Consider the following 20,444-nt stretch of genomic DNA (forward strand, 5'->3'; position numbering starts at 1 on the left):
GCGCTCGCCATGACGCTCAGCGCATGCGGCGGCGGTGGCGGTGGCAACACGGCCACCGATGGCAAGGACAACCCGGACGGCACGGTGTCCATCTACGGCACCGAGCCCAAGAGCACCTTGTTCCCGGCCAACACGACCGAGGCCGGCGGTGGCAAGGTCACCGACTCGCTGTTCTCGCGGCTGGTCGGTTACAAGACCGAAGACGGCGCGCCCTACAACTTGATGGCCGACTCGATCACGACCAGTGACGCGAAGGTCTACACGATCAAGCTCAAGCAGGGCTGGAAGTTCCACGACGGCACCGAGGTCAAGGCGAAGAACTTCGTCGACGCCTGGAACTGGGCCGCGTACGCGCCGAACGCGCAGCAGGCGGCATCGTTCTTCTCCCCGATCGCGGGCTTCGAGGACGTTCACCCGGCCGACGAGAACGCCAAGCCGGCCAAGGACAAGATGTCCGGTCTCGAGCTGGTGGGCGACTACGAGTTCAAGGTCACCCTCAACGGCCCGACCTCGGTCTTCACGACGATGATCGGCTACACGCCGTTCTCGCCGATGGCCGACTCGTTCTTCGCGGACCCGAAGGCCGCCGAGGCCAAGCCGATCGGCAACGGCCCGCTCAAGTTCGTCTCCCGCACGCCGAACGCGCTGATCAAGATGGAGCGCTTCGACGACTACAAGGGCGAGGACAAGGTCCACTTCAAGACCTTGGACTACAAGATCTACTCCTCCCAGGAGACCGCGTACCAGGACCTGGTCGCGGGCAAGCTGGACTTCATGGAGGCCCTGCCCCCGTCGGCCAAGGTCGGCGAGAAGTACAAGGCCGACCTCGGTGACGCCGTGGTGAACGCCAACCTGCTCGGCCAGAGCGCGATCGCGTTCCCGCAGTACATCCCCGAGTTCAAGAACGTGAAGCTGCGCCAGGCCGTCTCGATGGCCATCAACCGCGAGCAGATCACGAAGACCGTGCTGGCCGGCTCGTACGTGCCGTCCACCAGCTTCGTCTCGCCCGGCATCAAGGGCTACCGCCCGGACACCTGCGGCGAGTACTGCAAGTACAACCCGGAGAAGGCCAAGCAGCTGTTCGCCGAGTCGGGCTTCACCGGCAAGAAGCTGACCATCCAGTCCAACCAGGACGGTGGCCGCAAGGAGCCTCTCGAGGCGGCTTGCAACAGCATCAAGCAGGCGCTCGGCGTTGACTGCGAGTTCGTCGGTGCCACCAACTTCGGTGCGTTCCGCCAGATCGTCGACGGCAAGCAGCTGACCGGCATGAGCCGTTCGGACTGGTCGGCCGACTACCCGTCGATCGAGAACTTCCTCAACCCGCTGTACCGCACCGGTGGTTCGTCGAACGACTCGAACTACGACAACCCCGAGGTCAACGCGCTCCTGAAGAAGGCCGACGAGACGGCCAACGAGGACGAGGCGATCAAGATCTACCAGCAGGCAGAGGACATCATCGCCAAGGACCTGCCCTCCATGCCGACCTGGAACGAGAAGGGCATCGGCGGCCGTTCCAAGAACCTGCTCGCCGCCAAGATGTCGTTCAAGCGTCAGGGCGCTCTGGAGTCGTTCCGCGTCAAGGCCTGATTGCCGAACACCTGAGTTCTGACTGATCCGTCCGGCCCCGCGTCCCTCGAGCGTTACGGGCGCGGGGCCGGTGCGGTGTCAGGACCTTGGGCGCCCCCACCACGCAAGGAGCCGACCTCATGGGTCGCTATGTGCTGCGCCGTCTGCTGCAGCTGATACCGGTCTTCCTGGGGACCACTTTTCTGATCTACGCCCTGGTCTGGGCGATTCCGCAGGACCCCTTCGCGGGCAAGTGCGGCCAGCGGCCGTGTGATCCGGCCTACATCGCCGAGATGAGCCAGAAGCTCAATCTCAACGACCCGTTGGTCGTCCAGTACTTCAAGTACCTGGGCAACCTGCTCGTCGGTGACTTCGGCACCACCTTCAACGGCGTCTCCGTCGGTGAGCAGATCGCCACCTCGTGGCCGATCACGCTCAAGATGGGCATCATCGCGCTGATCATCGAGGCCGTCATCGGCATCGTCGCCGGCGTCCTCACCGGTCTGCGCAAGCAGGGCTTCCTGGACAACCTGGTCCTGGTCTCGACCCTGTTCCTGATCTCGCTGCCGGTCTTCGTCACCGGTTTCGTGCTGCGGCTCTACCTCGGCCCGCAGGGCTTCGACCTGATGGACACCTCGGTCAGCTCGGATCCGACGTTCGGCGAGCTGATCCTGCCCGGCTTCGTGCTCGGCAGTCTCTCGATGGCCTACGTGGCCCGGCTGACCCGGTCGAGCATCGTCGAGAACCGGCGCGCGGACTACGTGCGCACGGCCATCGCGAAGGGCCAGCCGCAGAGCCGCGTCGTCGGCATCCACCTGCTGCGCAACTCTCTGATCCCGGTGATCACGTTCCTCGGCACCGACCTCGGCAGCCTCATGGGCGGCGCGATCGTCACCGAGGGCGTCTTCAACATCAACGGCATCGGCGGTCTGATCTTCCGCGGCATCCAGGAGAAGGAAGGCATCATGGTCACGGGCATCGTGACCCTGCTGGTCCTCGTCTACCTGCTGATGAGCCTGATCGTCGACCTCCTGTACGCCGTTCTCGACCCGAGGATTCGCTATGAGTGACCCAGGATCCGTGTCCGGCGGAACCGGACTCGAGGCGTCCGCGGCGGCAGGTGTCGACCAGCTCAGCCACGTCGACGACTCGTCGCAGAAGCAGAAGAAGCCGCGCTCGCTCTGGAGCGACGCGTGGGGCGAGCTCCGCAGCAAGCCCACGTTCATCATCTCGCTGGTGATCATCGCGATCATCGTCCTGATGGCGATCTGGCCGACGCTGTTCACGTCGGTCGACCCGCGTGCGGCCGACCTCGACAAGTCGCTGCAGTCGCCTTCGGGTGACGCGTGGTTCGGCTACGACCTGCAGGGTTACGACGTCTACGCCCGTGCGATGCACGGTGCTCGCGCGTCGCTGCTGGTCGGCATCTTCGCGACGCTGCTGACCGTGCTGATCGGGTCGACCGTCGGCATCATCGCCGGCTACGCGAAGACGTGGATCGACAGCTTGTTGTCGCGGTTCAGCGACATCTTCGCCGGCATCCCGTTCGTGCTCGGCGCGATCGTCATCCTGACGACGCTCAACGCGCCCACGGAGAACCCCGGCGTCTTCCGGATCATCACGCAGGTGGTGCTCTCGATCGCCGTGCTGTCCTGGCCGGTGGCCATGCGCATCATGCGTTCGGCGACCCTGGTCGCGAAGCAGCAGGACTACGTCAAGGCCGCCCGCGGCCTCGGCGCGTCCCCGCTGCGGATCGTGTTCCGGCACCTGCTGCCGAACACCGTGGCGCCCGTGCTGGTGTACGCGACGATCGCCCTGGGTGCCTTCATCGGCGCCGAGGCGACGCTGGCGTTCCTCGGCATCGGCCTGCGTCCGCCGGTGGTGTCGTGGGGCGTGATGATCTCCGAGTCGCGCGACTACTTCCAGTCGGCTCCCCACATGCTGCTGTTCCCCGCGGGCTTCGTCACGATCACCGTGCTGGCCTTCGTCATGCTCGGTGACGCCGTGCGTGACGCCCTCGATCCCAAGTCCCGATAGGGGAATCCTGTGACTCAGCCATTGCTGGAGGTCGAGGATCTCCACGTGGAATTCCGCACCCGCGACGGTGTCGCGAAGGTGCTCAACGGCGTTTCGTACCACGTCTCGGCGGGTGAGACCCTCGCCGTGCTGGGCGAATCCGGTTCCGGCAAGTCCGTGACGGCCCAGACCATCATGGGCATCCTGGACACGCCGCCGGGGTTCATCACCAACGGCACGATCAAGTTCCGCGGTGAGGACCTGCTCAAGCAGTCGGCGGAAGAGCGCCGCCAGGTCCGTGGCGAGGGCATCGCCATGATCTTCCAGGACGCGCTGTCGGCCCTGAACCCCGTGTTCACCATCGGGTTCCAGATCGAGGAGCAGCTCAAGGTCCGCCGCGGGATGTCCAAGGCGGACGCCCGCAAGCGGGCGGTCGAGCTCCTCGACCAGGTGAAGATCCCGAACGCCAAGGGTCGCGTCTCGGACTACCCGCACCAGTTCTCCGGCGGTATGCGGCAGCGCGCGATGATCGCGATGTCGCTGGCCCTCGACCCGGAGCTGCTGATCGCGGACGAGCCCACGACCGCGCTGGACGTCACCGTGCAGGCCCAGATCATGGACCTGCTGGCGGAGATCCAGAAGGAACGCGAGATGGGCATGATCCTGATCACCCACGACCTCGGCGTCGTCGCCGACGTCGCGGACCGGATCTCGGTCATGTACGCGGGCCGCATCGTCGAGCACGCCGACGTGTACGAGCTGTTCCGCGCGCCGGGGCACCCGTACACCGAGTCGCTGCTGGAGTCCCTGCCGCGCGTGGACCTGCGCGGCCAGGAACTCAAGACGATCAAGGGCCTGCCGCCGTCGCTGACCAACATCCCGTCGGGATGCCCGTTCCACCCGCGCTGCCCGCGGGCGTTCGACCGTTGCCCCACCGAGGTGCCTGCCGTGCACAACCTCGGCATGGGCCGCACCAGCCGGTGCCACATCGCGGAGGAGGTCGTCGCTCGTGGCTGAGCCGATCCTCGAGGTCGAGAACCTCGTCAAGCACTTCCCCGTCCGCGTCGGCGTGCTGTTCAAGCGCACCGTGGGCCACGTCAAGGCCGTCGACGGTGTCTCGTTCTCGCTGAACAAGGGCGAGACCCTGGGCGTCGTGGGCGAATCGGGTTGTGGCAAGTCCACGCTGGCCCAGGTGCTGATGCGCCTGGAACCGCCGACGTCGGGCCTGGCGCGCTTCGAGGGCCGCGACATGTTCGCGATGAAGGGTGCGGAGCTGCGCAAGCTGCGCCGCGACATCCAGATCGTGCTGCAGGACCCGTACACGTCGCTGAACCCGCGCATGACGGTCGGCGACATCGTCGGTGAGCCCTACGAGATCCACACCGAGGTCGCGCCCAAGGGCGACCGGCAGCGCAAGGTCCAGGAGCTGCTGGAGACCGTGGGTCTCAACCCGGAGCACATCAACCGGTACCCGCACCAGTTCTCCGGCGGTCAGCGCCAGCGCATCGGCATCGCGCGTGCTTTGGCGTTGAAGCCCAAGGTGATCGTGTGCGACGAGCCGGTGTCCGCCCTGGACGTCTCGATCCAGGCGCAGGTCATGAACCTGCTGGGCGACCTGCAGTCCGAGATGGGTCTCTCGTACGTCTTCATCGCGCACGACCTGTCGGTGGTCCGCCACCTGTCGGACCGCGTCGCGGTGATGTACCTCGGCAAGATCGTGGAGATCGGCACCGAGGAAGAGATCTACGAGCGCCCGATGCACCCGTACACGCAGGCGCTGCTGTCCGCCGTGCCGGTGCCGGACCCGACCCAGCGCGGCCGGCGCGACGTCATCCGCCTGACGGGTGACGTGCCTTCGCCGATCGACCCGCCGTCGGGCTGCCGGTTCCGCACGCGGTGCTGGAAGGCGCAGGACATCTGCGCGACCGAGGTTCCCGAGCTCGTGGTGCGGGGCGGCGGTCACCCCGCCGCGTGCCACTTCGCGGAGGAGCGCGCGGTCGTCTGATCTGGTTTTCAGCTGGTCGAGGGGTCGTGCCCACGGGCACGGCCCCTCAACTCGTCGAAGGCCCTGGTTCCCGAGGCCTGGCCCAGGAACTCCTTGATCGCCAGCGCGCACTCATGCGGGCTGTTCACGCCGGTGTCGACCTCGAAGTCGTAAAGCCCGTGCTGATGGACGCTGTGCAGCTGCGCGGCGGCCTGCCCGGCCACCCGGTCACCCCGGGCCCGTTCGCGCCTCTCCAGCTCGTCTGGAGGGCAGTGCACGCCCACGAGCACGACGTCCAGGCCGTCCATCACCTCCAGGCAGTCCTGCAGACGCCACGGCTCGCTGAGCAGGTGGTCGACCACGACGTCGTTGCCGGCCCGCGCCATGCCCGCCACGGCACGGTGGAAGCCCGCCCTGGTGCGGCGCAGGACCTCGGCCTGCGCGGGGCCGTCCAGCTCCAGCGTCCGCTCGACGGCGCGCATGGCACCGAAGGCGTCGACGCCGAGGTGGAAGTACGGGGTGTCCAGCACCAGCAACAGCTGCTCGGCGATGCTCGACTTGCCGGAGCTGGACGTCCCGTTGAGGAAGATGATCATTGCTTGGCGAGGTCGGTGAGCGAGACGCCCGGACCGACCTCGCGCGTGCCGGTCTCCACGAACCCGCGCCTGCGGTAGAGCGTGAGCGCGGGCTCGTTCCTGGTGCCCGTGCTGACGACCTGCGGCCCGTCCGGCAGCGCGTCGAGCAACTTCGACGCGATGCCGCGGCGGTGTGCTCGCGGGTGCACGACGAGCCGGTGGATGTCCACTGTGGACCCGTCGAGCCGGTAGGACACCGCGCCCGCGAGACCTTCCTCGTCGTAGAGCCCGAGGAAGGTCTCGCCGCAGGCGCGGAGCTCGTCGAGCGACTCGTGCAGCGGCGGGATGCCGTCGAAGCCGATGAGCTCGGCCTCGACGGCGTACGCCAGCCGTTGCACCGTCCAGAGCTCGTGCAGGACGGTGTCGTCGGTCAGGTCGAGGATCCCGGTTCTCCCGACCTGACGTTGATGAGGGGAGCTTTCATCAACGTCAGGTTGATGAAAGCTCCCCTCATCAACCGCAGGGTTGGTCATGTCGGTTCCGCCTTTCTGATGTTCACGGCCGGTCGGGGACGTGCCTGCGCTGCCGTGTAGGCCGCGCGTAGTTCGGCGACTACTGCGTCAGGCTTTTTGCGCAGGCGCGACGGGAGCGTCTGGACCACGCTGATGCCGGCTGCCGCATACCTGCAGTTGCGCTCCAGGGTTCTTGCGTAGGCGTCTTTGCTGTAGTGGAACTCGTTGCTGTCGATCTCCCAGGCGAGGCCGACCTCGTCGCACCACGTGTCCGGCATGCCCACGTAGTTGCCGTCATGATCCACTATGACGACGTTTCGATGCGGGGTTGGAAGACTGGCTCGGTGCCAGATCTCCAAGGAGTCAGCCTCTGCGACCGACCGCACACCTAGGTCGATCTCCTCAAGCACACGCCTTGGCAACGCGGTTCCACGCTTCGTTCCGACGTTCAGTTCACCATGAAGATGATCTATGTCGGTCAGGCCACTTTGAACTGCTTCGATCAGAAGAGCTCGCACAGCGTCGAGGTCCCGGATTCTGCGGACGCCGTCCAGGACTGCTCGAGTTGGCGGAGCAAGCGGTACGCCGTCTCGGTACTTCGCCTCAGGAAGAAACCGCGTGCGTTCCAAGACCGCGAATCCTGAGCTGAGCACGCGGCTTTCGTGAGGGATCAGGACATGTACGAACTGCGGATCCGGTCCGGCCCGAAGGCCGTACAGACGTGCTGCCTGAAGTCCCGTGACGACAGCTTGATGCTTCGCGAAGACGAGCGCGGCCTCGATCCGTTGACGTGCTGTCGGCAGTGATCTGGACAGCAGCACCACCCCCGGCAGGAGATGACGCCACCGGCCGCCAGGCTGGCATTGCCGGTAGGTCGTCGTCTGGCTGATGCCGAGGGTCTCGAGAACCGATGCCCTGATCACGCCGAACCGGCTGTGCTTCCACAGCTCGCCGTCGGCGCGATCCCATCTCCCTCGTTCCATGGAGGCCATGCTGCCCGGCAGGTCTGACATTCCGGATGTGCGCTGGATGAGGGGAGCTTTCATAAACCTGAGGTTTATGAAAGCTCCCCTCATCAACCACCCGAAAGGGTGAGGATCACGTGCCGGAGGAGTTCCGGACGAACGCCGCCAGGTCCTCGGACTGCTGGACCCTGCTGGGCTCGTGGACGTACATCATGTGGCCGGCCGGGTAGTAGGCCGACTCGATGTTCGCCGTGAGCTCCTTCGGGATCTGCAGGTGCGCGATGAGGTGCTCGGCCGCGAAGTACGGCGTGGCACCGTCGTACCAGCCGAACGCGACGTGGACCTTGAGGTGCGGGTTCGCCCGCATCGCCGACGAGAGCTTGCCCGCCGTCGTGACGTGGCGGCCCTCGAACTCCTTGTACGACCAGTTCTCGATGACTCGCGCGAGGACCTCGTACGGCAGGTCGCTGGAGTAGCCGAGCTCGGCGTGCAGGTAGTGGTTGAGCACCGCCGAGTACGGGCCGAGGATCGCGTCGATGGACGGGTCCGCGGAGATGCCCTCGCGGCCGTAGTCGGTGTCCCAGCCGGTGAAGCGGGAGTCGATGCGGCCGACGGTCTTGCGGTCGCGGCGGAGCAGTTCGGTGAAGAACCGGATGTGCTCGATGCGCAGGTCGACCGCGTCCACGTACTCCTCGGACAGGCCGGTGAGCCGGGCGAGCTTCTCGATCGTCGCGGCGCGTTCGGCGTCGCTGAGCCGGTTGCCGCGGGCGAGGGCGTAGGGGTAGTCGCGGACCGCGAACTCCTCGGCCTCGGCGAGCACCTCCTTGAGCGGACGGTCGCCGTGCAGGCCGTGGTAGTTGGCGATGGCCGCGTACGTCGGCAGGAAGAGCGTGTAGGCCAGGTCGTGGCCCTCGTTGAACTCCAGCGTCGCGAAGTCCAGCACCGACGAGATCAGCATGAGCCCGTTGAGGTACATGCCGTACTTCTTCTGCAGGTGCTCGGCGAGACCGGCCGCGCGGAGCGTGCCGTAGGACTCGCCGCAGAGGAACTTCGGCGACATCCAGCGGCCGTTGCGCGAGGTCCAGAGCCGGATGACCTCGGCGATGGACTCGATGTCGGGCTGGTAGCCGTGGTAGCTGCCGGGCTTCTCGCCCTTCGCGGCCCGCGAGTACCCGGTGGACACCGGGTCGATGAACACGAGGTCGCTCTCGGCGAGCAGGCTCTCCTCGTTGTCCGCGATCCCGTACGGCGGGGCGGTGAGGTCGCCGACGTCGCCACTGAGGACGCGGCGGGGCCCGAGGAGCCCCATGTGCAGCCACACGCTCGCGGAACCCGGTCCGCCGTTGAACGCGAACGTCACGGGCCGCTTCAGCGGGTCCGCGCCGTCGAGCGTGTAGGTGGTCACGAACACCTCGGCCTTGGGCTTGTGGCCCTCGAACACGCCGTCCTTGAGCACTTCTTCCTTGAGCACGATCCGCCCGGTGGTGGCGGTGTAGTTCAGTTCGCGGCCCTTGACGACGATGCTGTGCTGGGTGGTGACCAGATCATCAGCGGGAGACTCGGGCTTCTCTTCGGTCTTCTCCTCGGACATGGGAGCAACACTACGGAACTCGACGATCGAATAACGGCCTGCCGAGCGTGCCCGCGCCTGGTCGCGTGGCGCGAGACAGCGGCGACGGTGAAGCGCGCGGCGTTCATGGATTGGGACTACTGGGGCAAACCCGTCCCGGGCTTCGGTCCGATGGACGCCTCGCTGCTCATCGTGGGCCTCGCACCCGCCGCGCACGGCGGAAACCGCACCGGGCGAATGTTCACCGGCGACGCCTCGGGTGACTTCCTCTACCGGGCGTTGTACGAGGTCGGCCTGGCCTCACAGCCCACCGCGTGGGCCCGGGACGACGGCATGGAGCTGTACGGCGTGCGCATGGCCTCGCCCGTGCGGTGCGCACCGCCGGAGAACAAGCCGACCGCCGAGGAACGGGACCGGTGCTCGCCGTTCCTGCGCGAGGAGATCTCGCTGATGCCGAACCTGCGGTCGGTCATGGTGCTCGGCGGGTTCGGGTGGAAGGCGTTCCTGCCGCTGCTGGGGCCGGAGCGGCCGAAGTTCGGGCACGGCGTGGAGGTCGAGATGGGCGGGCTGCGGGTGTTCGGGTGCTACCACGTGTCCCCGCACAACACCTACACCGGCAGGCTGACCCAGGAGATGCTGCAGGACGTGCTGAAACGGGCGATGGGTTCCACTTAGGATCCGCCGCGTGGAGTTCTGGACCGAGGACAGCTACGGCATGCAGGCACCGCTCACCGATGACGCCGTCCGCGAGGCCGAGGCGGTGCTGGGCGTGCGGCTGCCGGAGGCACTGCTGGAGCTGCTGCGCGTGCAGAACGGCGGCGGCGTCGTGGCCGCGCGGTCCGCGTTCCCGACGAGCGAGCCGACGTCGTGGGCGCCGGACCACGCGCCGTTCGACAGCCTGATGGGCATCGGGACGGCGGAGCGCACCACGTCGTTGCTCGACACGCCCTATCTGGTGCGGGAGTGGGGGCTGCCGTCGCCCGTGGTGCTGCTGACCGGGGACGGCCACTGGTGGATCGCGCTGGACTACCGGACGTGCGGGGCGACCGGTGAGCCGTCGGTCGTGTGGCTCGACGCCGACGACGAGTGGGAGCTGCCGCTGGCCCCCGACCTCCGGACGTTCCTCGACGGCCTGGTGCCCGCCGAGTCGTTCGGCTAGCGAGTTGACCGGAGGATCATCCGAACCCCGCCGACCCGTGCGAGGCTGACCGGCATGAAGTGGTGGCGCGCAGGGGCGGCGGTGGCGGCGTTGCTGATCGTCGTCGTCGCTGCCAGTGGCACGTCGCCGGTCACGTTCGTCAACCGCCTCGACGACCGCCCACCGCCGCAGGACAGGGCGCCTCAGCTGGACGTCTCGCTGCCCAACGAGCTGCCTGGCGTGTTCGCCGTGCCGCTCACCGTGTACCTGGTCCTGCTCGCCGCGCTCGTCCTGTTCGGACTGATCGGGATCGTCCTGGCCTTCGAGCTGCCCCGCTGGCGCCGCCGCCGAGGCGTGCGGGGAGTGGAGATCGAGGGCGCCGAGTTCGGGGAGCCCGCGGTGGTGGCGCGCGTCGAGAAGGCGTTGCAGCAGTTCACCGAGCACCCGAACCGGCCGCCGCGCGACGCCGTGATCGCCGCCTGGCTCGCGCTCGAAGCCGCCGAGGAACGCCTGCCGCACCAGACGCCCACCGAGTTCACCGAGAAGCTCGGCGTGGACGCCGTGGTGCTCAAGGACCTCTACCAACGCGCGCGGTTCGGGCACGAGGACGTGACGGCCGCGCAGGCCGAGCAGGCACGGCAAGAGCTGAGCCGCATCGTCCGGGAGCTCGCATGAAGACCGCGCTGGCACTGGCGGCCGGAGTGGTCATCGGCGTCGTGATCTGGCTGCTCGGCGCCCCGCCGGCGTGGGCCGCGGCGCTGGCAGTGCCGCCCACTGCGTTCGGCGTGCTGGTCACGAGGCTGCCGCGGGCCACCGACATCGTCTGGAGTTCGGCACCGCCGCCACCCGGTTCGATCAGCACCGCAGTCGCCAGCACGCTCGCGAGCAGGCTCACCGAGGCGGCGGAGGACCCGAGGCGCTACCAGGAACGGTTCCGCGCCCGGTTCGCACGACTGGGGATCGAGGCGTCCGAGATGCCGGATCCGAAACAACTCGCGGAGAGGCTCAGGAGGGTCGAGTGACCATAACGCTTGAGGCCAAGGCGGTCCTCGACGAGATCGGCCAGGTCGTCGTGGGACGCACGCGGACGCTGCGGCTCGCGCTCGCGGCCGTGCTGGCGGGAGGGCACGTGCTGCTGGAGGACGTACCGGGCCTGGGCAAGACGCTGATCGCACGCTCGCTCGCGCAGGCGCTCAGCCTCGACTTCCGCCGCTTGCAGTGCACACCGGACCTGCTGCCCGCGGACGTCACCGGGTCGTTCCTCTACGACCCCGGCAGCCGCGAGTTCGAGTTCCACCAGGGCCCGGTGTTCGCCGGGCTGCTGCTGGCCGACGAGATCAACCGCACGCCGCCGAAGACGCAGTCCGCGTTGCTGGAGGCCATGCAGGAGCGGCAGGTGACGGTCGAGGGGCGCACGTTCCCGCTGCCCAGGCCGTTCCACGTGCTCGCGACCTCGAACCCCGTCGAGTACGAGGGCACCTACCCGTTGCCCGAGGCGCAGCTCGACCGGTTCCTCGTGCGGCTCGACATCGGGTACCCGCCGCCGGAGGAGGAGGTCGAGGTCCTGCGCCGCCGGCTCGCGCGGCAGCGGGAGGACGCCGAGGTGGCGCCGGTGCTCGCCCCGGGCAGGCTGGCCGAGCTGCAGGCCGAGCTCGAAAGGACCACAGTGGACGACGACCTGCTGCGGTACTGCGTCGACCTGGCGGTCGCCACGCGCAACCACTCCTCGGTCGAGGTCGGCGCGTCGCCCCGCGGCGCCCAGGGGCTCGTTCTCGTCGCCCGCGCACTGGCCACTTTGGACGATCGTGCGTACGTGACGCCCGAGGACGTCAAGGAGTGCGCTGTCTCCGTGCTGGCGCATCGGCTCGTGATGAAGCCCGAGACGTGGACGTCCGGCGTGAACGGTGTGCAGGTCGTCACCGAGCTGCTCGGCAAGGTTCCGGGCCCGCCCAGCTCATGAGCAGGGCGGACAAGATCAGGGAGGCGTTCGCCCAGTCGCACGGCGCGCACTGGCACCCGACGGACGCGTACTCGCGCGCCGTCTGGCTGGGCGTCGGGCTCGTCGTCGGCGGGATGTTCCTGCACCAGGTCGAACTGGTGCTGTTCGGCGTGCCGCTGGTCCTGTCCGTGCTGCTCACCCACAAACCCCGTGGCACACCGAAGGTCGACGTCCATCCCGTGCCGCGCGGGGCGGGCATGGGTGTCGTGCACACCGTCGCGCACCTCGACGGCGCGGACGCGGAGATCGCGGTCGTCAAGCTGCCGGGTGGCGCCCGCGCGGTGCCGGCGCACTCGCCCGACCTGCCGGTCGAGATCCGGCGCGACGCGTGGGGTCCCGGCGTCGACCTGCGCTTGGACCACCTGTTCGCCGGGCCGGACGGCATGCACGTCTACGGGCCGATCGTCGGCGTCGAGCACGTCCGCACGATCCTGCCGCCTGTCGAGCACCACCCGTCCGGGCCGTTGCCGCCCCGGCCCGCCGGGCTGGTCGGCATCCACCGCTCGCCCCGCGCCGGCGACTCGACCGAACTGCGCGACATCAGGGCGTTCCAGCCGGGGGACAGGCTCAAGCGCATCGACTGGCGCGTCACGACCCGCACCGGCACCGTGCACGTCCGCGAACGGCACGCCGAGGCCGACGCGGAGATCGTGCTGGCCCTGGACACGCGCGCGGACGTCGGCGTGGACGTGGCGGACTGGGCCTCTCCCCACTACGGGGCGACGACGCGGCCCGGCGGCAGCCTCGACCGGGCGGTGCGGCTGGCGGCGTCGATGGCCGCGGGCTACCTGCGGCAGGGCGACCGGGTGGCGTTGACGGACCTGTCCCGGCCGCAGCTCAACGTGCGTTCCGGCGTCGGGCGGCGGCACCTGATGCGCATCCGCACGCAGCTCGTCGTGTGCGTGCAGGCCGCCGGGTGGTCGTCGCGGGTGGCGTTGCGCAGGCTGCCGCACGGGAGCGTGGTCGTGCTGCTGTCGCCGTTCCTCGACGACGACGTCGCGGAGCTGGCCGTGCAGACGCGCAAGCACGGGCACGTCGTGCTGGCGATCAACACGCTGCCGATGCCGCTGGTACCCGACGCGGAGACGCCTTGGGGTGAGGTCGCGGCCGAGATGATCGCCGCGGAGCACCGGCTGCGGCTGCGGCGCATGGCCGAGCACGGGGTGGCGGTGACGCGCGAATGCTGATGCGTCTGGCGATCGTGCTCGCGGCGTTGCCCGTGGCGCTGGTCCTGCACCTGGAGTCCTCGTCGATCGCGCCGCTGGTGATCGTCACCGTGCTGACGGTGCTCACCGCGTTGATGCCGGGGAGCGCCGGGGCGGCGTTGCTGATCGGCTACGCGGCGGTGGCGACGGCGTTCGCCGACGGCCACCCGTTGCGGCTCGCGGTGCTGGTCCTGATTCCGGCGCTGCACCTCATTCACGTGACGTCCGCGCTCGCCGCGGTCGTTCCGGTGAAAACGAGGATCGAGCCCGCTGCGCTGAAAGCACCAGCGCGCCGGTTCGCCATTGTCCAAGTGATCACATTCGCCGTCACGGCCTTCGCCGCGTTCGTCCCATCGGGTACCGGCGTCGGGCTCGTGGAAGTGCTCGGACTGGGCGCTCTGACGGTCGTGATCGGGGTCATCGCGCTGAGGATCTGAATCGACTCTCTCAGGCAGAACACCTCGACTTCGGGTGGAGGCGCAGGTCAGCCGCGATCGTGTCCCGCATCACCCGGCGACGGTAGTCACAACGGCCCCTTCGGACGCGCGAAAAAGGGGGTCCTGGTGCGACCATGTGTGTATGGCTGCTGTGAAGTCGCACCCCACTCGGATTGTCATTGTCGGCGGTGGGTACGTCGGGATGTACACGGCTCTCGGACTGCAGAAGAAACTGCGCTCCGGTGAGGCGTCCGTGACGGTAATCGACCCGCAGCCGCACATGACCTACCAGCCCTTCCTGCCTGAGGCGGCGGCCGGCTCGATCGAGCCGCGCCACGTCGTCGCTCCACTGCGCAAGGTGCTCAAGCGCTGCCACGTCGTCACCGGCCGCGTCACGAAGATCGAGCACGCGCGCAAGATCGTGACCACCGAGCTGTCGGACGGTCACGTCGAGGAGATCGAGTACGACGTGCTCGTCTCCGCGCTGGGTGCGATCTCACGCACGCTCCCGATCCCCGGCCTGGCCGAGGTCGGCATCGGCATGAAGACGATCGGCGAGGCGATCTACGTCCGCAACCACGTGCTGTCGCGCCTGGACCAGGCAGCGAGCACGAACAACGCGGACCTGCGCAAGAAGCTCCTGAGCTTCGTCGTCATCGGTGGTGGCTTCGCGGGCATCGAGACGCTCGCCGAGCTCGAGGACATGACGCGGTATGCGCTTCGGTACTACGAGGGCATCAAGCCCGAAGAGATGAACTGGGTCCTGGTCGAGGCCGCCGGGCGGATCATGCCCGAGGTGTCCGCCAAGCTCGGCGCGTGGACCGTCGAGGCGCTGGAGAAGCGCGGCATGAAGATCTACCTCGACACCCGCGTGAAGTCGCTCGAGGGCGGTCACGTCATCCTCGACGACGGCACCGAGTTCGACTCGGACACGATCATCTGGACCGCCGGCATGAAGGCGAACCCGGTGCTGCGCAACACGGACCTCCCGCTCGACGAGCGCGGCCGCGTCCGGTGCACCGCCGCCATGCAGGTGCAGGGCCTCGAAGGCGTGTGGGCCGCCGGTGACTGCTCCGCGGTGCCGGACCTCTCGCGCACCGAGGAGGACCCGACGGCGACGTGCGTGCCGAACGCGCAGCACGCCATCCGCCAGTCGAAGCTGCTGGCGAAGAACATCGTCGCGTCGCTGCGCGGCCAGAAGCCGAAGGACTACTTCCACAAGTACCTCGGCTCGGTCGCGGGCCTCGGCCTCTACAAGGGCGTGGCGGACGTGTTCGGCCTGCGCTTCAAGGGCGTGCCGGCGTGGTTCATGCACCGCAGCTACCACGTGATGTTCATGCCGACCGTGAACCGCAAGCTCCGCGTGCTGATGGACTGGACGCAGGCGCTGTTCTACGGCCGCGAGATCGTCGCCCTGGGCCAGATCAACGACCCGAAGTCGGACTTCGATCGCGCAGTGCAGTCCTAGTCTTAACTCTCTGTGAGTGACGTCGTGCCCCGGACGATCTCCTCGTTCGGGGCACTCGTCTGACCTGAGGGCGGAACTTGAGCGCCCAATCGGAGTAAGCTCCGAGGGTCGTCTTGACATTGCGTTACGTGTTTCGGAGACTACGGCTGGTGCATCACCTGAATGCGTGATTCGCCATGTGGGGAGAGAGGTGATCCCGATGTCTCTCGAGGAGCTGGCCGCACAGCTTCGTCGCGGTGAGATCGAGGACCCCGCGTTGGCGCAGTACGCCGCAGAGTACGCGCAGGCGGGGCAAGTTTTCCGCAGCAAGAAGGACGATTGAGCAGGTCGGCTGACGGGCGGGTGCCAGGTGCCCCGTCCGAGGCTGCCAGACCACTGCTGCTGCAGGGTCAGGAATACCTCTTCCGCTCCCCGCCCAAGTGTCTGGACTTCCAGGAACAGGTTCACCGCCTCGGCATGGTCGACGAGGGCGACGGCAACCCGCAACCCTGCGTGCTCGTGCTGGCCCGCGCCGCCGACATGGAGATGAACGAACTCTCCATCGCCCTGGCGGAGCGCGGCATCCGCATGGCGAGGATCGACGCCGACCGCTGCGTCGACCTGCCCCTCACGGTCTACACCGACCAGCCCCTGGTCGAACTGGACCGCTGGCTGCTGCGCCCCCTGCTGGTCTGGCGCCGCCACTTCGAGCTCTCCGCCGTCCCAGTGGAACCAGGCACTCTGGCCGGCGCCTACGCGGTCGACCAGTGGGCCTCAGTGGCCAACTGGCTGTCCTCACGCTCCGACTGGGCGCATGTGAACCCGTCCCGCTTCTCGACGCACCTGGACCGCCTGACGCAGCTCTCCGACGCGTCCACCTTCGGCCTGCGAGTACCGCGCACGGCCGTGACGACCCGCCCAGGCCGAACCCGCCCAGGAGGCGGCGCCTGCATCGTCAAAACGGCGGGCAGACACCTCCTGGAACCACGCCCAGGCGTACAACACGGCCTGTTCCCACGCCCGCTGGAAACCTCCCGCGCCTCCGACGCCCCAGAGCCGGCACCGGTGATCGTCCAGGAGTACGTGCCCTCCGAGACGGAACTCCGCGTGTTCGTCGTAGGCGAGCAGTGCCTGGCCTACCAGGTGGACAAGCTGGACCCGGCCCAACTCTGGGTGGACCCCGACGCGGTCCGCGTCACGCCGACCACGGTCCCCGCGTCCCTCTCGGACAAGCTCCTGGCGCTGGCCCGTCACTGGCGCGTCCAGGTGGCGGCGTTCGACCTGCTCGTGACCGGCGGTGACCACGTGTTCCTGGAGATCAACGTCAACTGCGACTGGCGCTGGTTCGAACACAGGGCAGGCGACAACAGCGTCTCCACGGCCGTGCACGACTGGGTGGCGCTCCGCTTCAAGGAGCTGCTCGGCGCGGGGAGGGCACGCTGATGTCCGGGACCGTTCGACGCTTAGCCGGATGCTCGCTCTAGTCCAATTCGCTGGGCCGCTCGGGCGAGAAACGACCATCCGCTCACACAAGCCGACGATCAAGGCCTAGGCTCACCGCGCCCCCGTAGCCCAATCGGTAGAGGCAGGTCCCTTAAAAGGATCACAGTACGGGTTCGAATCCCGTCGGGGGCACCAACGTTCACCTGTATGGATCATAGTCTGACCTGCAAAAACGCTATCAGGCGATGATCTTGTGACTCCTCGTGACCGCTCGTTCGCGCCAGCTTTTCGGCAGTCGTCGTGCCGAAGTGGTGCCGAGCCGCCGCTGTCAGCACCTGTGTTGGTGATCACAAGTGCCATGGAATGACGAGGATGACGACAGAGCTGCTGTGGGCTCGAGTGCAACTGTCACCCTGATGGGTAACACGCATATGGGTTACGTGCGATCTTGTGGTTACCGATTGTGCAACATGCGGCCTCGTGTCGTGAGGGTGGTGGCCCGTTCCCCATGCGTGAGCTCCTGCGCGATGTCCTGCTGCTCCAGCGCGAGTGGACCTCCAAGAACACGCCCGCAATGGAGAAGCGCGGCCGGCTGGTTCGGCACGGCGTGGCGAACTGGCTGCGAGAGCAGTTGCCCGCGCTCAGGCGTGCGGCGCCTGTCGAGATCGACTGGGGGGTGCAGGCGAAGGACGCCACGGGTGGCAAGGCCGAGATCCCCTGGGCACGGGTGCATTCGCTCGCTCGCTCGCAGTCGGCGACCATCGGGTGGTACGTCGTCTACCTGTTCGGGGCGCAGAGTGAACGCGTCTACCTGTCGTTGATGCAGGGCGCGACGCGTTGGGAGAACACCGAGTTCCCCGCTCGTCCGAAGCAGGAGCTGCTGCAGCGAGCGCGCTGGGCGCGGGACATGCTCAAGGTACGGTTGGATGTACGTCCGGATCTGGTCACGGTGATCGAGCTCAAGGCGCGCGGACGGAAGTTGGGGCCTGCGTACGAGAACGGCACCGTCGTGGCGTTCGAGTACTCGTTGGAGGAGTTGCCTTCTGACGAGGTGCTCGCCGCCGATCTGCTCTTCCTCGGCTCCGTTCTCAGCGAGCTGTACGAGATCCTGGACCTAGCTGTCGATCTTCCCCCAGGCGACCCCGCTCCGGAGATCGCCGATGCGGAGGTCGAGGCTGGACGGTCGGCGGGAAAGGCCCGGCGGGGGCAGGGACTCAGGTTCGACGCGGGCGAGCGGATCGCGATCGAACGGCGTGCCGTCGATCTGGCCATGCAGCACCTCGTGGCGCAGGGGTACTCGGTCAAGGACGTCGGTGCCACCAGGTCGTACGACCTCGATGCCCGGCGCGGCGAGGAGCATCTGTACGTCGAGGTCAAGGGCACCACGACGAAGTGGACGGACACCTCCGAGATCATGCTGACGCGCAACGAGGTCGAGCTCCACCTGCGCGAGTACCCGCGCACCATGCTGGTGATCGTCAGCCGCATCGTGCTCGACCACTCGGTCACGCCGCCCGCTGCCTCGGGTGGCGAGTTGCGGGTCGTCCACCCGTGGAAGATCGTGGAGCCCAACCTGACGCCGGTGTCCTACCGGTACCTCGTCGGCGAGTGACGCTAACGTTGGCGCCGTGGCAGTTCCGGACGCCCTGCGCCGCGTCTTCGCGTTCCTGATCATGCCCGTGCTCGGCTACCTGCTCGGGGCGACGATCTTCACCCACTTCTGGGACAAGGTCGAGATCGCGGACGCCGACCTCACCGTCACGGCGTTGTCGTGCCAGGAGTACGGGCCTGTGACATGGCGCGGTTTCGGGTTCGTTTCCGAGTGCCGGGCCAGGGTGCAGTACAAGGTCGGCGGTGGTGCCACGGTCGCGACGGTGCGCGGGTTCCTCGCCTCTCACCTCGTCGGCGAACCGGTGGTGGTGCGTGAGTTCCGGCGTGGCGAGGTGACGCCGGAGCGGCCCTCCGCGGGCTGGGGGATCGCCCTGGTCGTGCTGTTCGGCGGGGTTTGGCTGTACCTGTGCGCCTGGGTTGCTCGGCCGTTGGTGCCCGACCGGTGGGTCACCAGGTCGGGCGGGCCGTCACGCCTCCGTCCACCACCAGGTCGTGCCCGGTGATCCACCGGGCCATGTCCGAAGCCAGGAACACGCACGCGTCCCCGACGTCCTCCGGCGTCCCGAGGCGGCCCAACGGCGCGGCGGCCTCCCACCGCGCCACACCGGAAGGCCACTGCTCCGCGATGCCCGGCCGCGTGATCAGGCCGGGCGACACCGTGTTCACGCGGATGCCGCGCCCGCCGTACTCCAGCGCGGCGGCGCGGGCGTGCATGATCAGGCCCGCCTTCGACACGGCGTAGTGGGCGTGGCCGGGGGCGGGGTGTGTGCCCTCGATCGACGCGATGTGCGTGACCGAGCCGCCTGCCGGTAGGTGTGCCACCGCGGCCTGGGTGACGGCGAACGGTGCCATCAGGTTGATGTCCATCACGGACTGCCATTGCGCGGACGTCATGTCGGGCAACGGTTCCACGGGCTGGATGCCGGCGTTGTTCACGACCGCGTCCAGCCTGCCGTGCTGACCGAAGGCCTCTTCGACCACGCGCTGGGCCGACGTGCGCAGGTCGCCGTCGTCCGTGCCGGTGTGGTGCACGACCTGGGCGCCCGCGGCGGTGAAGCGGCGGACGATGCCGGCGCCGATGGTGCCGTGGCTGCCGGTGACCAGCACTACCTTGCCGCTGAGATCGATCACGAGACGATGCCCTTCACGCCCGAAGCCAACCAGTCGACGATCTCACCCCGGCCCGCCGCGAACGCGTTGGCCGCGATCTCCACGAACCGGCCTCCCGCCTCACGGACCAGCACCGCACCTGCCGCCGTGTCCCAGGGGAACACGCCGATGTTCGCCACGGCGTCCGCCCGGCCCGCCGCCACCCAGGCGAGCGACAGGGCCGTCGAGTAGACGCGGCGCACGTCCGCGATCTCCATCAGCTCGGCCAGCAGTTCCATCTCGCCCGAGTAAGGGCTGCCGGGCAGCGGGATGTCGGTCAGCACCAGAGGGCGCGGGCTCTCGGCGGGAGTGATCACCAGGCCGGTCGACCGGACGCTGAACGGCACGCCGTGAGCCGCGGTGAAGAGTTCGTCGCGGAACGGGTCGAGCACGCAGCCGGCCACCAGCACGCCGTCCACGGCCGCGGCCACCGAGATGCACGACAGGGGCAGGCCGCGCACGAAGTTCCGCGTGCCGTCGATGGGGTCGACGAACCAGGTGACCGCGGCCGTGGCCGACCCCAGTTCCTCGCCGACGACCGCCGAGCCGGGCGCGCCGGACATGAGCGCGGCCCGCAGGAACGCCTCGACCTCGACGTCGGCGTTGCTGACCTGGTCGAAGTCGCCCTTGGCGGACACGTCGACCTCGACGGAGCGCAGCAGGGCGGCGGCGTCCACGCACGACTGCGCGGCCAGCGAGAGGAGATCGGGAGGAGTCACGGGGCCCATTGTGATCGGTCACAAACACGACCGGATGACTCTGGGCAGAGTCCTACCCGCGTCAGTGACCTGAGCCACCACGATGAGCTGACCTGACAACGACGTTGG

Annotated in this window: 23 protein-coding genes and 1 tRNA gene; 18 read left to right on the forward strand and 6 right to left on the reverse strand. The window is 68.1% G+C overall.

All coding sequences use genetic code 11. From position 1 onward, the window contains the following. Positions 1–9: 9 nt before the first annotated feature. The 5 genes from LX88_RS09115 (at position 10) to LX88_RS09135 (ending at position 5,587) form a co-directional block, all read left to right on the forward strand. Entirely contained in the window at positions 10–1,587 is a 1,578-nt protein-coding gene (locus tag LX88_RS09115) for a peptide ABC transporter substrate-binding protein (RefSeq protein WP_258947296.1), read from the forward strand. Between the two features lie 119 nt (positions 1,588–1,706). Next, positions 1,707–2,636, forward strand: coding sequence for an ABC transporter permease (locus LX88_RS09120; RefSeq protein ID WP_258947297.1), 930 nt, complete (start codon positions 1,707–1,709; stop codon positions 2,634–2,636). Next, complete coding sequence (locus LX88_RS09125; protein ID WP_258947298.1) at positions 2,629–3,603, forward strand: ABC transporter permease; 975 nt, start codon at positions 2,629–2,631, stop codon at positions 3,601–3,603. Before LX88_RS09120 ends, LX88_RS09125 begins: the two co-directional genes overlap by 8 nt. Positions 3,604–3,612: 9 nt before the next feature. Then, positions 3,613–4,599 (forward strand): ABC transporter ATP-binding protein, encoded by a 987-nt coding sequence (locus LX88_RS09130; RefSeq protein ID WP_443674872.1) that lies wholly within the window; start codon positions 3,613–3,615, stop codon positions 4,597–4,599. Further along, positions 4,592–5,587: an ABC transporter ATP-binding protein gene (locus LX88_RS09135; RefSeq protein ID WP_090065541.1), complete on the forward strand. Its 996-nt coding sequence runs from the start codon at positions 4,592–4,594 to the stop codon at positions 5,585–5,587. Before LX88_RS09130 ends, LX88_RS09135 begins: the two co-directional genes overlap by 8 nt. Positions 5,588–5,595: 8 nt before the next feature. Here the strand turns inward: LX88_RS09135 and LX88_RS09140 are convergent, their stop codons facing one another. The 4 genes from LX88_RS09140 to LX88_RS09155 form a co-directional block, all read right to left on the reverse strand. After that, positions 5,596–6,162: a chloramphenicol phosphotransferase CPT family protein gene (locus LX88_RS09140; RefSeq protein WP_258947300.1), complete on the reverse strand. Its 567-nt coding sequence runs from the start codon at positions 6,160–6,162 to the stop codon at positions 5,596–5,598. Beyond that, positions 6,159–6,539: a GNAT family N-acetyltransferase gene (locus LX88_RS09145; protein WP_258947301.1), complete on the reverse strand. Its 381-nt coding sequence runs from the start codon at positions 6,537–6,539 to the stop codon at positions 6,159–6,161. Before LX88_RS09145 ends, LX88_RS09140 begins: the two co-directional genes overlap by 4 nt. Before the next feature lie 131 nt (positions 6,540–6,670). After that, a complete protein-coding gene (locus LX88_RS09150; protein ID WP_258947302.1) occupies positions 6,671–7,699 on the reverse strand; it encodes a hypothetical protein in 1,029 nt (342 codons plus the stop codon). 52 nt (positions 7,700–7,751) lie between these two features. After that, positions 7,752–9,209, reverse strand: coding sequence for a S10 family peptidase (locus LX88_RS09155; protein WP_258947303.1), 1,458 nt, complete (start codon positions 9,207–9,209; stop codon positions 7,752–7,754). Between the two features lie 87 nt (positions 9,210–9,296). Between LX88_RS09155 and LX88_RS09160 the strand changes: the two genes are divergently transcribed. From LX88_RS09160 to LX88_RS09220, 13 genes are all read left to right on the forward strand, one after another. Next, positions 9,297–9,863, forward strand: a complete 567-nt coding sequence (locus tag LX88_RS09160) for a uracil-DNA glycosylase (protein WP_372511221.1) — start codon at positions 9,297–9,299, stop codon at positions 9,861–9,863. 10 nt (positions 9,864–9,873) lie between these two features. Continuing rightward, positions 9,874–10,347, forward strand: a complete 474-nt coding sequence (locus tag LX88_RS09165; RefSeq protein ID WP_258947304.1) for an SMI1/KNR4 family protein — start codon at positions 9,874–9,876, stop codon at positions 10,345–10,347. A 54-nt stretch (positions 10,348–10,401) separates the two neighbouring features. Next, entirely contained in the window at positions 10,402–11,001 is a 600-nt protein-coding gene (locus tag LX88_RS09170; protein WP_258947305.1) for a DUF4129 domain-containing protein, read from the forward strand. After that, positions 10,998–11,348: a hypothetical protein gene (locus LX88_RS09175; protein WP_258947306.1), complete on the forward strand. Its 351-nt coding sequence runs from the start codon at positions 10,998–11,000 to the stop codon at positions 11,346–11,348. The genes LX88_RS09170 and LX88_RS09175 overlap by 4 nt, the downstream gene beginning before the upstream one ends. Then, positions 11,345–12,286, forward strand: coding sequence for an AAA family ATPase (locus LX88_RS09180; protein WP_258947307.1), 942 nt, complete (start codon positions 11,345–11,347; stop codon positions 12,284–12,286). The genes LX88_RS09175 and LX88_RS09180 overlap by 4 nt, the downstream gene beginning before the upstream one ends. After that, positions 12,283–13,512, forward strand: a complete 1,230-nt coding sequence (locus tag LX88_RS09185) for a DUF58 domain-containing protein (protein ID WP_258947308.1) — start codon at positions 12,283–12,285, stop codon at positions 13,510–13,512. Before LX88_RS09180 ends, LX88_RS09185 begins: the two co-directional genes overlap by 4 nt. Next, entirely contained in the window at positions 13,506–13,967 is a 462-nt protein-coding gene (locus LX88_RS09190; protein WP_258947309.1) for a hypothetical protein, read from the forward strand. Before LX88_RS09185 ends, LX88_RS09190 begins: the two co-directional genes overlap by 7 nt. 142 nt (positions 13,968–14,109) lie before the next feature. Beyond that, positions 14,110–15,435, forward strand: a complete 1,326-nt coding sequence (locus LX88_RS09195) for an NAD(P)/FAD-dependent oxidoreductase (protein WP_258947310.1) — start codon at positions 14,110–14,112, stop codon at positions 15,433–15,435. A 199-nt stretch (positions 15,436–15,634) separates the two neighbouring features. Beyond that, entirely contained in the window at positions 15,635–15,757 is a 123-nt protein-coding gene (locus LX88_RS09200; protein ID WP_256238980.1) for a hypothetical protein, read from the forward strand. After that, the gene (locus LX88_RS09205) at positions 15,754–16,857 is read left to right on the forward strand and encodes an ATP-grasp domain-containing protein (protein WP_258947311.1); all 1,104 of its coding nucleotides are present in this window, start codon (positions 15,754–15,756) and stop codon (positions 16,855–16,857) included. The genes LX88_RS09200 and LX88_RS09205 overlap by 4 nt, the downstream gene beginning before the upstream one ends. A gap of 118 nt (positions 16,858–16,975) precedes the next feature. After that, a tRNA-Leu gene (locus LX88_RS09210) sits at positions 16,976–17,052 on the forward strand. 313 nt (positions 17,053–17,365) lie between these two features. Beyond that, positions 17,366–18,469: an MrcB family domain-containing protein gene (locus tag LX88_RS09215; RefSeq protein WP_258947312.1), complete on the forward strand. Its 1,104-nt coding sequence runs from the start codon at positions 17,366–17,368 to the stop codon at positions 18,467–18,469. 16 nt (positions 18,470–18,485) lie between these two features. After that, entirely contained in the window at positions 18,486–18,971 is a 486-nt protein-coding gene (locus LX88_RS09220; protein ID WP_258947313.1) for a DUF6346 domain-containing protein, read from the forward strand. On the opposite strand, the gene LX88_RS09225 is transcribed toward LX88_RS09220, so the two are convergent. Together LX88_RS09225 and LX88_RS09230 are read right to left on the reverse strand one after the other, a co-directional pair. After that, positions 18,916–19,599: an SDR family NAD(P)-dependent oxidoreductase gene (locus LX88_RS09225; RefSeq protein WP_258947314.1), complete on the reverse strand. Its 684-nt coding sequence runs from the start codon at positions 19,597–19,599 to the stop codon at positions 18,916–18,918. The two genes, LX88_RS09220 and LX88_RS09225, sit on opposite strands and share 56 nt — an antisense overlap. Next, the gene (locus LX88_RS09230; RefSeq protein ID WP_258947315.1) at positions 19,596–20,336 is read right to left on the reverse strand and encodes an inositol monophosphatase family protein; all 741 of its coding nucleotides are present in this window, start codon (positions 20,334–20,336) and stop codon (positions 19,596–19,598) included. The genes LX88_RS09225 and LX88_RS09230 overlap by 4 nt, the downstream gene beginning before the upstream one ends. Positions 20,337–20,444: the final 108 nt, after the last annotated feature.

The sequence above is a fragment of the Lentzea californiensis genome (assembly GCF_024648825.1).
GTDB classification, from domain to species: Bacteria; Actinomycetota; Actinomycetes; order Mycobacteriales; family Pseudonocardiaceae; genus Lentzea; species Lentzea californiensis.

Excerpts from the sequence above, each read along its gene's own strand:
- LX88_RS09155 (WP_258947303.1), bottom strand. The coding sequence starts at position 9,209 with ATGTCCGAGGAGAAGACCGAAGAGAAGCCCGAGTCTCCCGCTGATGAT.
- LX88_RS09190 (WP_258947309.1), top strand. The coding sequence starts at position 13,506 with ATGCTGATGCGTCTGGCGATCGTGCTCGCGGCGTTGCCCGTGGCGCTG.
- LX88_RS09200 (WP_256238980.1), top strand. The coding sequence starts at position 15,635 with ATGTCTCTCGAGGAGCTGGCCGCACAGCTTCGTCGCGGTGAGATCGAG.
- LX88_RS09195 (WP_258947310.1), top strand. The coding sequence starts at position 14,110 with ATGGCTGCTGTGAAGTCGCACCCCACTCGGATTGTCATTGTCGGCGGT.
- LX88_RS09185 (WP_258947308.1), top strand. The coding sequence starts at position 12,283 with ATGAGCAGGGCGGACAAGATCAGGGAGGCGTTCGCCCAGTCGCACGGC.
- LX88_RS09170 (WP_258947305.1), top strand. The coding sequence starts at position 10,402 with ATGAAGTGGTGGCGCGCAGGGGCGGCGGTGGCGGCGTTGCTGATCGTC.
- LX88_RS09140 (WP_258947300.1), bottom strand. The coding sequence starts at position 6,162 with ATGATCATCTTCCTCAACGGGACGTCCAGCTCCGGCAAGTCGAGCATC.
- LX88_RS09150 (WP_258947302.1), bottom strand. The coding sequence starts at position 7,699 with ATGAAAGCTCCCCTCATCCAGCGCACATCCGGAATGTCAGACCTGCCG.
- LX88_RS09125 (WP_258947298.1), top strand. The coding sequence starts at position 2,629 with ATGAGTGACCCAGGATCCGTGTCCGGCGGAACCGGACTCGAGGCGTCC.
- LX88_RS09215 (WP_258947312.1), top strand. The coding sequence starts at position 17,366 with ATGCGTGAGCTCCTGCGCGATGTCCTGCTGCTCCAGCGCGAGTGGACC.
- LX88_RS09175 (WP_258947306.1), top strand. The coding sequence starts at position 10,998 with ATGAAGACCGCGCTGGCACTGGCGGCCGGAGTGGTCATCGGCGTCGTG.
- LX88_RS09120 (WP_258947297.1), top strand. The coding sequence starts at position 1,707 with ATGGGTCGCTATGTGCTGCGCCGTCTGCTGCAGCTGATACCGGTCTTC.
- LX88_RS09115 (WP_258947296.1), top strand. The coding sequence starts at position 10 with ATGACGCTCAGCGCATGCGGCGGCGGTGGCGGTGGCAACACGGCCACC.